Origin of the sequence: Nostocoides sp. (assembly GCF_037045025.1) — a bacterium.
Lineage (GTDB): Bacteria > Actinomycetota > Actinomycetes > Actinomycetales > Dermatophilaceae > Nostocoides_A.
Genome location: NZ_JBAOHM010000011.1, coordinates 1 through 14,000 on the forward strand (window position 1 = coordinate 1; position 14,000 = coordinate 14,000).

10 protein-coding genes and 3 pseudogenes are annotated in these 14,000 nt (G+C 62.5%); 6 read left to right on the plus strand and 7 right to left on the minus strand.

All coding sequences use genetic code 11. The features are described from left to right. Positions 1–43: 43 nt before the first annotated feature. The 7 genes from V9G19_RS10760 to V9G19_RS10790 form a co-directional block, all read right to left on the minus strand. Positions 44–1,030: an ABC transporter transmembrane domain-containing protein gene (locus V9G19_RS10760; RefSeq protein WP_462285463.1), complete on the minus strand. Its 987-nt coding sequence runs from the start codon at positions 1,028–1,030 to the stop codon at positions 44–46. Continuing rightward, the gene (locus tag V9G19_RS10765; RefSeq protein ID WP_462285464.1) at positions 984–2,312 is read right to left on the minus strand and encodes a hypothetical protein; all 1,329 of its coding nucleotides are present in this window, start codon (positions 2,310–2,312) and stop codon (positions 984–986) included. Before V9G19_RS10765 ends, V9G19_RS10760 begins: the two co-directional genes overlap by 47 nt. Beyond that, the gene (locus V9G19_RS10770; RefSeq protein ID WP_462285465.1) at positions 2,309–4,795 is read right to left on the minus strand and encodes an NHLP family bacteriocin export ABC transporter peptidase/permease/ATPase subunit; all 2,487 of its coding nucleotides are present in this window, start codon (positions 4,793–4,795) and stop codon (positions 2,309–2,311) included. The genes V9G19_RS10765 and V9G19_RS10770 overlap by 4 nt, the downstream gene beginning before the upstream one ends. A gap of 12 nt (positions 4,796–4,807) precedes the next feature. Further along, the gene (locus tag V9G19_RS10775) at positions 4,808–5,689 is read right to left on the minus strand and encodes a biotin/lipoyl-binding protein (protein WP_462285466.1); all 882 of its coding nucleotides are present in this window, start codon (positions 5,687–5,689) and stop codon (positions 4,808–4,810) included. 97 nt (positions 5,690–5,786) lie between these two features. Continuing rightward, the gene (locus tag V9G19_RS10780) at positions 5,787–6,443 is read right to left on the minus strand and encodes a B12-binding domain-containing radical SAM protein (RefSeq protein ID WP_462285467.1); all 657 of its coding nucleotides are present in this window, start codon (positions 6,441–6,443) and stop codon (positions 5,787–5,789) included. Then, complete coding sequence (locus V9G19_RS10785; protein ID WP_462285468.1) at positions 6,364–7,170, minus strand: B12-binding domain-containing radical SAM protein; 807 nt, start codon at positions 7,168–7,170, stop codon at positions 6,364–6,366. Before V9G19_RS10785 ends, V9G19_RS10780 begins: the two co-directional genes overlap by 80 nt. Before the next feature lie 197 nt (positions 7,171–7,367). Then, on the minus strand, positions 7,368–8,318 hold the full coding sequence (locus V9G19_RS10790; protein WP_462285469.1) for an alpha/beta hydrolase-fold protein: 951 nt from the start codon (positions 8,316–8,318) through the stop codon (positions 7,368–7,370). Positions 8,319–8,547: 229 nt separating this feature from the next. Between V9G19_RS10790 and pdxS the strand changes: the two are divergent. The 6 genes and pseudogenes from pdxS (at position 8,548) to nosZ (ending at position 14,000) form a co-directional block, all read left to right on the plus strand. After that, positions 8,548–9,476 (plus strand): annotated as a pseudogene (gene pdxS, locus V9G19_RS10795) (pyridoxal 5'-phosphate synthase lyase subunit PdxS). A gap of 74 nt (positions 9,477–9,550) precedes the next feature. Further along, a pseudogene (gene pdxT, locus V9G19_RS10800) lies at positions 9,551–10,152 on the plus strand (pyridoxal 5'-phosphate synthase glutaminase subunit PdxT); the annotation flags it as partial. Between the two features lie 204 nt (positions 10,153–10,356). After that, a complete protein-coding gene (locus tag V9G19_RS10805) occupies positions 10,357–11,250 on the plus strand; it encodes a hypothetical protein (RefSeq protein WP_462285470.1) in 894 nt (297 codons plus the stop codon). A 95-nt stretch (positions 11,251–11,345) separates the two neighbouring features. Then, positions 11,346–11,849, plus strand: a complete 504-nt coding sequence (locus V9G19_RS10810; RefSeq protein ID WP_462285471.1) for a hypothetical protein — start codon at positions 11,346–11,348, stop codon at positions 11,847–11,849. Positions 11,850–12,013: 164 nt separating this feature from the next. Further along, positions 12,014–12,163, plus strand: a pseudogene (locus V9G19_RS10815) (ATP-binding protein); the annotation flags it as partial. A gap of 160 nt (positions 12,164–12,323) precedes the next feature. Further along, positions 12,324–14,000: a Sec-dependent nitrous-oxide reductase gene (gene nosZ, locus V9G19_RS10820; protein WP_462285472.1), complete on the plus strand. Its 1,677-nt coding sequence runs from the start codon at positions 12,324–12,326 to the stop codon at positions 13,998–14,000.

The window sequence follows — 14,000 nt, forward strand, 5'->3', positions numbered from 1 at the left end:
TCGCTGTAGCGGAACTGGATGTGGTTCACGTCCAGCCGCCCGCTCAACGTGCCCGGGTCAACCTTGTCAGCTGGTGACTTCCGGCTGCATGTCCAGGATGGGCTTGGCGCGTTCGTAGTAGGGAACCGCTTCCAACAACGCTGGTGAAGGCATTCACCTGCTTGATCGCCGCGTTCAGGAACTGGCCAAACGCGACATTGAAGGCGACGAACGTCCCGGTGGCGAACGTGCTGCCGCCCAACCAGTAGCCGATGGCGGCAAAGAGACAGATCGAACTCAGCAGCGGAAAGATCGACTCGAAGACCATGAGGCCATTGTCGATCGTGCCCGCCTTGTAGGTGTACATCTGCTGCTTGGCGTAGACATTCGACCAGACGCCCATGGCATTGGCTTCGGCCCCAGCCACGCGCAGCTTGGTGACGCCGTTCAGAAGCTGAAGTTCCACGCCCGACACCTCACCCTGCGCGTCACTCACCTTGCGCCGTGTCCGCAGTTGGAAGAAGCTGACGCTCAGCGTCACCATCAGGATGATCAGCGCCAGGACGACGGCGACCAGCGCCAGTTCCACGCTGTAGTAGAAGAGCAAGGCAAAATTGACCAGGGAGAAGAGGCCGCTGACCATGGCGGTTACGGTCGCATCGCTGAGCAACTGGCGAATACGGCTGACGCCATAGGCGCGATTGGCCAGATCGCCGGCGGTGTACTGGCGAAAGAAACCGGCCGGCAGCCCCAGCAGGCGGTCCCAGACAGCGGACGACAGTGCTGCTGTGCTCCGGGTTTGCATCCGCAGCACAGCGAACTGCTGGGCGATAGAAAAGAGCATGGCGGCAATGGATGCCGCCACCAGGACGACGCCCAACGCCAGCAGATCGCTGCGGCGCCCGCTGGGAATCACCGTGTCCACCAACCAACCGGTGGCAATCGGCACCAACAAGCCGAGCAGCGCCAGTGCCAGCCCAAAGACGAAGATGAGCGTGAGGTCTCTACCCAGACCGCGCAGGGAGAAACGGATCGTATCGCCGATGGTCACCGGTTCGTCGTGGAGCCGGCGGTAGAAGGTGTAGGCATCGTCCTGCAGCTTTTCGGCGAAGTCGGCATCGATGCGCGTGTGCTGCAGGGTGCGCGGGTCGACGGCGTCGTAGCTGGAGGTGGAGTGGGGCAGCAAGGCCACCGGCGAGCCATCTTTGAAGTAGCCGAGCAGCGGACCGCTGTCCCCGCGCCACCAGTCGGAGATCAAGCCGCACCCGGCGTGAACGGATGCGCGACGCAAAGGTAATCTGGGAGAGCGGGTCGCGGTTGGCCAGCACCCGCTCGGCCTGCGTCGGCGGTGAAAAGACAATGCCCAGGGTATCGCCGACCAGTTGGCAGGCTGTCAACAGCGCCGAGCCATCGGCGGCGGGGATCGCAGGGGCGACCGCAGGGGCGCTGACCTTGCTGCGGTGAGGCAGTCGCATGGCTTGGGCCAGTTCGTGCGCGGCCGCGGTAATTTTTGTCTGGACAAGGGCGGTGCGCTCGGCAAGCTGCGCCTGGGCATCGGCGAGGATCGCCAGGTGCCGGCGTTGAATGCCGCTGGCCAGGATTGGCTGGAAGGCCGCCAGCGCCGACGCAAGCGCAGCAGTGCGAATCAGGTCGAGCGTGCTGCAGACATGCAGAGTGGCTGCTGCGCTGGCGCGGATCCACACATCGCTTGTGCTGTCCAACTGGGCCAAGGGGAACCAGTTATCGGCGGGGAGGGCCGGCTGCGTGGCGTCGCCACCGATCTGTACGCTGCCCGTCTCAGTGCGCATCCACACAACGCGCGCACCGGGGACGGCATCCGCACCTGCCCGGAGCGTGACCGTGTTGCCAGCCTCCAGCGAGACCGCGGTGCTGGGCGGTACATCTTCGACGAACACACCAGAGAGCGCGCTGAGCCAGGCGTCGATGCCAGCCGCCAATTCCGCCTGCAAAGCGGGATCGGCTTGAACCGTCGTCAGCCAGGCCCGATCCAGTTTGCTGATCGTCGTGTTGACCGTCCCAACGGCCAGCACGGCGAAGGTCTGGGTCGCGTCGGCGGCCACCTGGGCAATGCCCATCAGCAGGCCACCGGCGGTTACTTGTCCGATAAACTCGCGGGCGCCGGCAACGGCATTGTCCTTGACCGGCACGGAGAAGAGGTCGACGGCGCCGTCGATCACGACCAACACCTGGTTCGGGTCGATGAGCAACACGGGACGATTGCCGCCCATGGCGATGGGCGCGCTGGCCTGCGCCGCCACCGCGGCCAGGGTGTTTTCTGTGGTCGATGACGTCACATCTGCCGGTGTGCTCATGCGTCACGCCCCTGGTCTGCTTCGGCAGGCGCCGGTGAATCCGCCGCCGCACTGTCTGCCGGTTCAGCCGGCGCGCCAGACGCCGGGACGCCGGCTGCGCCGGGCGGGTCGGATGCTGCGCCGGGCGGATCAGCCACACTGTCGGCGCCGGGTGCTGATGCAGCGGCTGCGCTCCCTGCTGCTTCGACCGCTGCACCTTGCGGATCAGCCGCACTGTCCGCACCGGGTGAAGCCGCATCCTGTTGGGTGTCCTCGGCGGTCTGGGCCTGGATCAGGTCACGGTAAGGACCGGCGATCTGGTACATCGCTTCGTGCGTGCCCCGCTGCACTACTTTGCCGTGCTGGAGCACGATGATTTCGTCACAGTCGCGAATCGTGCTCAGGCGGTGAGCGACGATCAGGCAGGTGCAACCGCGCCGGCGCAGGTAGTTGTCGATTTCTGCTTCGGTGGGCGGGTCGAGGGCACTGGTCGCTTCATCGAGGATCAAAATCGATGGATTGAAAACCAGCGACCGGGCGATCTCCAGGCGCTGCGCCTGACCACCGCTGAAGTTGGCGCCGCCTTCGGCCACGATGCTCTGGTAGGCGCCGGCCCGCGCCGAGACGGTGTCATGGATGCAGGCATCGCGCGCCGCTTGCAGCACGTGCTCCTGTGGTACGGTGGGATCCCAAAGGGTGAGATTATCGTGCACAGTACCTTCGAAGAGAAAGATGCTCTGGTCGACTTTGGCCAGCGAGTTGGTCATCACCTGGAGGGGAATGGCGCTGCGCGGCTGGCCGTCGAACAAGATGTCGCCCGACCAGGGCATGTACAGCCCCACCACGAGATTGGCGATGGTCGACTTGCCGCTGCCGGAACCGCCGATCAGGGCGACGCGGCTGCCGGGTTCCAGTGCGAGGTCCAGGTTCTCGATGAGGGCCGGTCCGAACGGGTCATAGCCAAAGGTGACATTGCGCAGTTCCAGCCGCCCGGTGAGCTTGGGCGTAACCGCGGCGGCCTGGGGGGCCTGGCTGCCGGTCACGGTGAGCATCTCATCGGCCGGGGTCTGCAGCATGTCGTCCAGGCGGAGGACGGCACTGGTTGCCTGCTGGTAGGTGCTGCCGAGATCCAGCAGGTCGCCCATCGGGGCAAGAAAACTGACGGCCAGTGACTGAAAGGCGACGAGCATACCGACCGTGAAGTCGCCGTCCATGATGCGCAGACCGCCGAGGACCAAAATCAGCGCCACGCTCAGCGACGAAAGCAGCGCCGGCACGGCGTTGAGAATCTGGATCGGGACTTGCAGCCCCTGCTGGGCATTGTACACATTGGCCTGCAGCCCAGTCCAGCGGGCAAAAAAGTCAGATTCGCGTCCGGTGGATTTGAGCGTCTCAATGGTCTGGATGCCGTTCATGGAGACGCCCTGCAGCTTGCCGCTTTGCTGGAGCAGCCGCTTGTTAGAGTCAGAAATCAGGCGTGAGATGAAACGCAGGATTACAATGTTCAACAAGCCGAAGGCGAGCACCACTGTCGTCAGCACAATATCGTAGTAGAGCATCATCCCCAGGTAGAAGACGGCCATGATGATGTTGACCGTGGCCATCGTCAGTTCTTGGGAAAGCACCGCGGCCACCGTATCGTTCAGGCTGATGCGCGAGCTGATCTCGCCACGGTAGCGCTGGGTAAAAAAGTCGATGGGCAGGCGCAGCACATGCCAGAAGAAGTCGGCCGACATGCCCAGCGAGAGTTTGGTCTGCAGCCGCAGCAGATACTGGGTCTGCAGCCAGGTCAGGGCGCCGCGCAGCAGCGCCGTAATCAACATGCCGGCCAACAACAAGATGAGCATGTTGTTGGTCTGGCTGCCCAGGAACTGGTCGATGAAGACCTGGGTGAAGAGCGGGGTGAGCAGCAGGGGCAGGATGAGGCCGATGCTCGCAAGCAGGACAAACGCCAATGAGATCTTGCTGCCGTGCAGGCGCGCCGTCAGCGCAGCCAGGTTATTCGGCGCTTTCCCACCCTTCTTGAAACCCGGTCCCGGCGCCAGGGTGATGGCCCGATTGTCGAACAGGCTCTTGAAATCGCGGCGAGTGTAGGTCTTGGCGCCGCTGGCAGGGTTGTTGACGTAGACTTCGCTGGCGCTGTACCCCTCCACGACTACGTACTGGCCGCCTTCACCGAGCGCAATCAGCGGCGCGGGCAGGGTGAGAACCTCGGCGGTGCTGATGTCGTTGTACAGTTCGGCCGTCATGCCGAAGCTGATGGCGGCCTTGACTACATTCTCCGGCGCAGCGCCATCGCGGCCAGTGCCGCAAGCCTTGCGCAGGATGTCCTGATCCATGTAGAGGCCGTAGGCGCCGAGGACGATGGCCAGGGCAACGGCGCCTGATTCCGTCGTCTCCATCTGAACGATGGTCGGCGTGCGGCGGCGTTTCTGCGTGCGGAGCGCGGGCGCCGGCTGAGCCGGCGCTTTGGTGCTGGTAGGTGGAGCAGGTGCGTTAGCCATAGCAGTACCCGGTTACTGGCCCAGCGGCAAGAAATACTCGATGGGGCGACTTTCGCCGATAATGATGCGAGCTTGAGTTGCCGTACCGTTGCGCAACTCGTAATTCGGCCCCTTCGACGATGACCAGTTGTACCCCGAAGGCGTGTCGGCAGTATCCAGGTTGACGATCAACCGCAGGACAGGGCCGCCTTCACCCAATTGTCGGGAAGCGGCGACCGCGGCCATGGCGCCGCCGAGCAGGTCATCCTGGGTGATCGGAAATTCGGAGATGGCATTCACAACGCCCGTCAAGTAGCCGTAATTGTCGGTATCCACCACCGAGGGCGCAAGCTGCACTTTCATGCCTGGCGTGATCTGCTTGCCGGTTGACAATGGCACATAGACAACGCCGAGCAGCGGCACCGAGGTATCCTCAATTGTCATGATCGCATCGCCTTGCTTCACGGGAAAGCCGGGCGGAATATTGATGCCGGTGACAAGGCCGTCCTGGGATGCCTTCAAATCCACGACAGCACCATCCGCGCTGAGCAGCGTTGCGACCACGTCGCCAGCCTTCACCTGTTGATCCTCAGTGACTGCAACCGTCTTGATGGAGCCGTCCGTCGGCGCCATGATTTTCTGCACGTCGGCGCGGAGGAGCATCCCATCGCCGGGTACAATCTGCGGGATGACGCCCACGATGCTCCAGACCAGGATGCCGACGACGACGGTCAGCAGGGCGAGCAATCCAATCCAGATACGCGGCCCCGTGACGCGGAGCAGGTCGTCGAGGCCCAGGGGCGACGCCGGCGCACCCGGCGGTTTTGATGGTTTCTGGTCAGACGGCTTTTGTGCCGGTGGCTTCTGCCCGGTCTGCGGCTGCACGCCAGCCGGCATGGATGGTGTCGCGCTCATACGCCCTCCCCCCTCAATCCTGCGGTTGCGCCGCACCTCATACGGGCGGCAATCATTCTATGCTGGTGTTGCGTGCGCCTTCGGTATAGGCAGAAAGTCAACCAGGCCGCGGCGATGCACCACGATGCCGAGCTCTCTCGGCGAAAGCGACGAGTTGCGCATAGCGGGCTTCGCGCAACGCCGGTGTGCTGTTTTCATTCTGCCAGTCGACCCTGCCGCCGACCAGCCCGTATGCCGCCTGTTTCTCGTCCAGCGTCGTGCCCTCGCCGATGTAGCAGATGCTGGGGAGAATCGAATCGATTGACGCATGATTGCGTTCCAGGAAGTCGAGTGACGCCTGAAAATCGGCTTCGGTTTCGGTCGGATAACCAACGAACATATAGCAGGTGACGTAAATGCCCGCGGCGTGCGTGTCCCGCAAATTCTGCTCGATGCGCGCCACGTCTGCAAGCTTCCGCATATCTTTCAGCACCGGTGACGAACCGCTCTCCAGTCCGTACCAGAGGCGCATGCAGCCGGCATCGCGCATGGTCTGCAGCAGCTCCGCGGTGTTCTTGGGGCTGAGAATTGCGTTGGCATGCCAGCGGATATCCAGCCCCTGTGCGATAACAGCCGTTGTCCAGCCGGTCAACTGCTTGATCTTGCCATTGATCAGCGAATCGACAAAGAGGAATTCACGGGCGCCGTAGGTCGCAATGTTGTGCTGCAGTTCGTCGACGATGCGCTGCGGGGACTTGGCAGCGGAAGCCGCCATGCAGAAAATGGCGCGAGCAGAACGTGCAGTTCTGAACGCAGCCGACGCTGCCCAGAATCGGCAGTTCGAGGCGCCCGTTGCGGGCATAGCGCGCCAGCGCCATCTTTGAAAACGCAGGATAGGGCAGCGCGTCCAGGTTATGATTGACAGCATTCTGCGGCGCAGCACCGTTTGACTGCTTCGTGACAACCGCCGGCATGTCGATCTGCTCACGCCCCTGATCCAGCGCCTGCAGCAACTCCACAAAGGGCTGTTCACCTTCACCCACCACGACAAAGTCCACGGACTTTTTGGCGATGAAGCGGGGCCAGCCCACAATGCATTCGGGGCCGCCGAAAACCGTCTTCACGGTTGGGTCGAGCCGCTTGACGGCCTTGGCAACGATCAGGCTGACCGCCGCCGAAACTGCCGTGACCGAGAAACCGACAACCGTCGGTGCATCGCGCAGGATGATCGCGGCCCATTCGTCCGCCAGTTCCTCCATGATGCACTCCCGCTCTGACTCCAGACCGTACCAGTTCAGCACATTCCAGAAGTCAGCCGGCACACCGCGCGCGTGCAGAATCTCCTGGAACTCCAGGTTCAGATCCCAGCAGGCAACCGGATAGCCGTGCAGTTCGGCATAGGCGGCAATGCTGGGCAACGCCAGCGGGATCGTGTTGCGCGAGGCAAGCGGACAGGCCACCAGGGCAACCCTTTGACGGCTGGCAACAGTTTGGAAATCCATCTGTGTTCCTTTCAGTAGAGCCTTGCCAGGGGTGTACACAGAACCTGATGTGATTGCCGACCGGCCCCGGACGCACGCGCACGGCCCGGTCAATGGTGGCACACGTGTAGTGTAACATACTCTGTCAAGCACGGACGCGGGCGCGGGGCAGTCTTTGCGCCGGGGGATCAATCCCCGGCGCTGCTCACCGCAGCAGTCTATACGGCGTCGCCTCTGCCGCCGGCGAGTTGCGCGTCGCGAGCACGGCTTTGCAGGCTGCACAACTCCGCCGCGTCAGGATAAGCCAGCACCGCTGCATCCAGGATGCTGGCGGCGATCCCCGGCTTCTTTCGTTTCAACATGGCTTTAGCCACATTGTACAGGTAGAGCACCGACTGCTTGCGCAGGGTCCGATGGTCGATAGTGGGAAAACCCCTGCCCTGCAGAACGGATTCCACCAGGGCGTTCAGACAGCCGATTTGCTGCAAATAAACGGGTGTCAAGTGACCTGAACCGCGCACTGGGTATTTCTGCACCGTGCAGGTCTCGACTGCTTCGTACATGGCAGTGTGGCGGCGATCCATCTTGTGGAAAGGGTCATAGACAATGTAATACTCGATATCACGTTGGCACATCTCCGCAGTAACCGCCCAATTGAATGTGATCGCTTGCGATTCGGCGAGATAGCGGCTATCGAAGTTATCGGCAATCGAATACTGCGGGGAGAAGGCGAGCACCCGCCTGCAACCTAGCAACTTGGCAAACTGCATGGCGCCATACCCCCCCATTGATGCGCCCAGTGCCACCCGCAACCGGTGGTGGGGCGCCGTCTGATGAAGGTAGGCATTGAGTTCATCCAACAGCACTGTGCTGATCGACTGAAACCAGTTGTTCTGCTTGGCCATGAAGGCCACGACATCAAATGCGTTTCTGGTCAGCCACGATTCAGCGTAGCCGGTGTCGGGAAGCGGCTCGTTGGTCTGCCGGTGATATGAAAAGACGAACGCCACCTGGTGGTTCGCGACCGTGGCGAGATTGACAGTTACGCGCAGTTCCTCATCTTCGTGAAAGACGATTCGCGTCATGCGATAGCCCGTGTAGAGTGAACAAGCGCACAGACCGCATCTACAGATAGCGCATGGACGATCAATGACGATCTCATCGCCCAACTACACCAGGATGCGCATAGTGTACCAGGTACATTGCACGAACTAAAAGTGCGCGTACACGACAGACCCACCGGCCTGAAGCACACCGCTTCATCTCAAGCTGCGGACGTCTTGCCCTGCAAGCGGGCGAAAATCCCTTGCCCGCGCGCCAAATGGACAAACCGTCGATGATCTGGTACCGTATCTGGTCTGGTGCATGGATTTAGCTTGACAAACAGGGAATATGAAGATGACGAATCAGAATGGAAAGCAGAATGGTCCCGGCAACGATGAAAAACTCACCGGCACCCTGGCGGTGAAGGCCGGACTGGCGCAGATGCTCAAGGGCGGCGTAATTATGGACGTCGTCACGGCGGAGCAGGCGCGGATTGCCGAAGAGGCCGGCGCCTGCGCGGTAATGGCGCTGGAGCGGGTGCCTGCCGACATTCGTCAGCGACGGCGGCGTGTCGCGCATGAGCGATCCGCAGATGATCAAGAGCATCATCGCTGCGGTCACGGTGCCGGTCATGGCTAAGGCGCGCATCGGCCACTTTGTCGAGGCGCAGATTCTCCAGGCGCTGGGCGTGGATTACATCGACGAAAGCGAAGTGCTGACCCCGGCAGATGAAGAGAACCACATCAACAAACACAAGTTCACCGTGCCCTTTGTCTGCGGCGCACGCAACCTGGGCGAGGCGCTCCGCCGCATCGCCGAAGGCGCGGCGATGATTCGCACCAAGGGCGAAGCGGGCACCGGCAATGTTGTCGAAGCGGTGCGCCACGCCCGCCAGATGAACCGCGACATCCGCCGCCTGCAGACCATGGACGAAGACGAAATGTTCACCTTCGCCAAAGAGATCCAGGCGCCCTATGAACTCGTGGCGCAGACCGCGGCGCTGGGCCGGCTGCCGGTGGTGAACTTTGCCGCAGGCGGCGTCGCCACACCGGCGGATGCCGCGTTGATGATGCAGTTGGGCGTGGACGGCGTCTTCGTCGGCTCTGGCATCTTCAAGAGCGGCGACCCGGCCAAGCGCGCCCGTGCCATCGTCATGGCCGTGACCCATTACAACGACCCGCAGGTGCTGGCCGAAGTGAGCGAAAACCTGGGCGAGCCGATGGTCGGCATCAACATCGACACGCTGGCTGACAATGAGAAGATGGCGGCGCCGCGGGTGGTGATTTGTGAGGGAGGGTGAGAGGGTGAGCGATTTTACCCTCTCACCCCCTCACTCTTTCCTCATCATGACAGAACAATGACCACGACGATCGGAGTACTCGCCCTCCAGGGGGCTTTTGCTGAACACGCCGCCATGATCCGCCAGGTGGGCGCACAGGCCGTTGAGGTGCGCAAGCCAGAGCAGTTGATCGGGCTGGACGGTTTGATCCTGCCCGGCGGCGAGAGCACGACCATGGGGCTGATCGCCGAGCGTCAAGGGCATGGTGGACCCGCTGCGCGCCTGGGTGCACGGCGGAAGGCCTACCTGGGGCACTTGCGCCGGGCTGATCCTCCTGGCCGATCGGGTGACCGACCAGAAAGCCGGGCGGTCAACCGCTGATCGGCGGGCTGGATGTTACTGTCAACCGCAACTACTTTGGCCGGCAAACGGAGAGCTTTGAGGCTTTGCTCGATGCGCCGCAACTCGGTGAGGAACCGTTTCATGCCGTCTTCATCCGCGCGCCGGCCATTGTCGCCTATGGACCTACTGTCGCCGTCCTGGCCACTGTGCCAGGCCGCGACGCTGCGGTGGTGGTGGCAGTGCGTCAGGACAAGATTCTGGCCACCGCTTTCCACCCCGAACTGACCAATGATCCGCGCTGGCATCGTCTGTTTCTAGCGATCGTTGCGGGCGACGCCCGCGGTGGCGCATTAGCGAACAGCGTGGACTTCGTGAACCTGCCGCTGCTTCCCCCGCTGACTCTGAATTCCTGCGGCAGGCAATCACGGAAAGGAGCCGTCAATCGTAAGTGTCGCGTTATCTTGTCCGTTTGATGTTCGCAGCCTGGCTCGCGTCTTACCCCACTGACAGCCCTGGCAGCAGCGCCATCACCCGGCGCCGGAGTGGAACAGGCGGGGGGGGACGATGAAGAACCGTCCGGCAGCACCGCCAACCCAGATCTGGAGGCGGGCGCGCCCCAGCCGGTCGTCGAAACTGTCGTTGTCACTGAATATGTCACCGAAACCCGCTATGTGACCGAAACCATCCCTGTCCAAGTCATTGTTCCCGTCACCCAGACCGTCTATGTGACCGAGACCGTCCGCGAGGTAATTCCCGTGGTCGAAACGATCTATGTCACCGAGACTGTCCAGGTTCAGGAGATCGTGCCGGTCGTCGCGACCGTCTACGTCACGGAGACAGTGCGCGTGGATGAGATCGTGCCCGTGACCCAGGTAATCACCGTGGAACAGATCGTGCCGGTGGAACAGACCGTGCTTGTGACCCAGGTTGTGCCGGTGGAGCAGGTGGTTCGGATCGAGCAGATCATGCCGGTGACTGAAACCGTGCGTGTCGAAGTCATCGTGCCGGTGACGCAGACGGTTGTTGTGACCGACGTCGTCAAGGTCGAGCAGGTCGTGCCGGTGACACAGACGGTTGTTGTGACCGACGTCGTCAAGGTGGAGCAGATCGTGCCGGTGACTGAAACCGTGCGCGTCGAAGTCATCGTGCCGGTGACGCAGACGGTTGTTGTGACCGACGTCATCCAGGTCGAACAGATCGTGCTGGTGACGGAGACCGTGCCAGCACCTGCACCCACGCCCACCGCTGCACCAACCGAAACGCCGACAGCTACACCTACCGAAACATCGACTTCCACGCCCACCGCCGCACCAACCGAAACACCGACAGCTACACCCACCGAAACATCGACTTCCACACCCATCCGCCACACCAACCGACGGCCCCGACAGCTACGCCTTCACCCACAACAACAATTACGCCGGCCGCCGGTGTGACGACGACGGTTAGCGCCGCCGCAACCGGGAAGCCGACTACTACGCCAGCGCCTGCTGCGGCGCGCACGCCGCTGGCCCACACCTATGCCCCGCTCATGCCTTACGTCGCCAACTGGCAGCACCTGGCGCCTGGCTATTTCGAGCAGACGCCGCTCCCAGCCGGCGGTCTGGCGATGTACTATGCACCCTACGTGATGGACCGGGTCGTCGACTACCGCGAGCGGGTGAACAACCTGCCAGAGTGCACCGAGTGCATCGGCCGCATAGCGCTGCTGCGCGCCGGCGACATCGGCCGCCGGGTCTGGATCCAGGTGGGCGACGGCGCAGTGGAAGGCCCCTACTTTGTGACCGACGTCGCCGCGCGCCACGATATTCCTGGTCTGCTGCGGCGGGGCTGGGTGGTGGACGTGGACTGGGAGACCGGACAGCGCTGGCAGATGCGCGGGCCAATTCCAGTGACGGTCTACAGCGACCCGCCGAGTGGGTGGACGCCAGTTCCGACCGCCCAGGCGACATCCACCGCTACGCCCGCCCCGCCCCAGGTCGGCGCCACGCCGAGCCAGGTGGCACTGGAGGCAGGCGGCGCTGCCGTGCGTTAATCCATAATCCATAGTCCACACTTCTTTGCGGCGGCAGGTGATGCACCTGCCGCCGTTTTCTATTTCTCTCCGTTTTCTGGCATGTGACTTTAGTCGCAGCGCAGTGCCGGCGCCACATGTACCCTGTTGCCATGCAGACAGACTTCGGCACAGGAACAGGCGCCATGAACCCTTCCATCCAACCACAAATCGTCGCCAGCCGCTGCACCGGCTGCGCCCGCTGTGTGGACATTTGCCCAACGCAGGCGCTGGCGCAAATCGAGGATAAGGCCGTCCTGCTCTACCCGGACCGCTGCACCTATTGCACGGCGTGCGAAGATGTCTGCCCCACGGATGCGATTGCGCTCCCTTTCTTGATTGTCTTTGCCGACAATGATTACCAGCGCGGCAGGCAGCAAGAACAGTTCGCTTTTTCGGTCATAGGAACATCCAACCAAACCAAAAGGAGAAATCTGTATGCGACGAGTATTGTCAGTGCTGTTCATTGCCGTCTTCCTTACTGGCCTCATTACGGCCTGTGGCGGCGAAGAGGAAACGCCTACACCCGAAGCGGTCAATGTGGAGGCCGGCATGCCCGCGGAGGCCATGGACATTGCGGCTGCGCGCGGACTGACGCCCGACGACATCAACGCTGCGCTCAAGACCTACGTACCCAGCGGCAAGCTGGACGACTACTATCTCTTTTCGTCCGGCGGCCAGTCGGGCAACGTCGTCGTGATCGGCGTGCCGTCGATGCGCATCCTCAAGAACATCGCCGTCTTCACGCCAGAGTCCTGGCAAGGCTACGGCTACGGCGATGTCGGCTCCGAGGCCGTGCTCGACGGCGGCAATGTGGATGGGACGAAGATCCGCATGGGCGACACCCATCACCCCGCGCTGAGCGAGACGGCCGGCGACTATGACGGCCAGTGGTTGTTCATCAACGACAAGGCCAGCGCCCGCGTCGCCGTGATCGACCTGCGCGACTTCGAGACCAAGCAGATCGTCAAGGACCCCAACCTGATCAGCAATCACGGTTCGTCCTTTGTGCCGCCCAACACCGAGTATGTGATCCAGACCAGCCAGTATGCTACGCCGCTGGGCTGGGAGTACGCGCCGATCAGCGAGTACAAGGAGAAGTACCGCGGCTTGATCACCATGTACAAGTTCGACCGCGAAAAGGGCCGCATCGACATGGAGAACTCCTTCAGCATCGAGATTCCGCCCTACTGGCAGGATCTCTGCGATGCTGGCAAGTTGGTCTCCGACGGCTGGGGCTTCTGCAACAGCTTCAACACAGAGATGGCGACCGGCGGCGTCGAGTCGGGCAACCCGCCCTTCGAGGCCGGCGTCAGCCAGCGCGACACCGACTACCTGCACATCTTCAACTGGAAGAAGGCGGCGGAAGTGGCCGAGCAGGCCGGCAAGACCGAGGTGATCAACGGCATGCGCGTGATTCGCATCCCCACCGCGGTGGAAGAAGGCATCCTCTTCCTGGCGCCGGAACCCAAAAGCCCGCACGGCGCGGACGTCACGCCTGACGGCAAATACATCACGGTCGCCGGCAAGCTCGACCCGCACGTGACGATCTACTCCTTCGACAAGATCATGAAGGCCATCGAGGGTGGCAACTGGACGACCGACGACTTCGGCATCCCGGTGCTGGACTTCGACGAAGTGATGCTGGCGCAGGTCGAACTTGGCCTGGGGCCGCTGCACACGCAATATGACGACAAGGGCAACGCCTACACGAGCCTCTTCCTGGACAGCGCGGTGGCCAAGTGGTCGCTGGGCGGCGAAGACCCGGCCGGCTACAAGCTGTTGGAGAAGCTGCCGGTGCAGTACAACATCGGCCATATCTCCGCCGCGGAAGGCGACACGGTCAGCCCGGATGGCCAGTACCTGGTGGCGCTCAACAAGTGGGCCGTGGATCGCTTCCTGCCCGTCGGCCCGCTGAAGCCGCAAAACGAGCAACTGCTGGACATCGGCGGCGACGCCATGAAGGTGATCTACGACATGCCCATGGGCATCGGCGAGCCGCACTACGCCCAGATGATCAAGGCCGACAAGATCAATGCGTGGGAAGTCTACCCGGAGACGGGCTGGGATCCGATCGCCCAGGCGCCGTCGGAATTCGCCACGGCAAGCCGGCGAAGAACGCATCGAGCGTGA

Coding starts and splice junctions, on each gene's coding strand:
- V9G19_RS10765 (WP_462285464.1), bottom strand. CDS start 2,312: ATGAGCACACCGGCAGATGTGACGTCATCGACCACAGAAAACACCCTG.
- V9G19_RS10770 (WP_462285465.1), bottom strand. CDS start 4,795: ATGGCTAACGCACCTGCTCCACCTACCAGCACCAAAGCGCCGGCTCAG.
- V9G19_RS10775 (WP_462285466.1), bottom strand. CDS start 5,689: ATGAGCGCGACACCATCCATGCCGGCTGGCGTGCAGCCGCAGACCGGG.
- V9G19_RS10780 (WP_462285467.1), bottom strand. CDS start 6,443: ATGGCGGCTTCCGCTGCCAAGTCCCCGCAGCGCATCGTCGACGAACTG.
- V9G19_RS10785 (WP_462285468.1), bottom strand. CDS start 7,170: ATGGATTTCCAAACTGTTGCCAGCCGTCAAAGGGTTGCCCTGGTGGCC.
- V9G19_RS10810 (WP_462285471.1), top strand. CDS start 11,346: ATGCCTTACGTCGCCAACTGGCAGCACCTGGCGCCTGGCTATTTCGAG.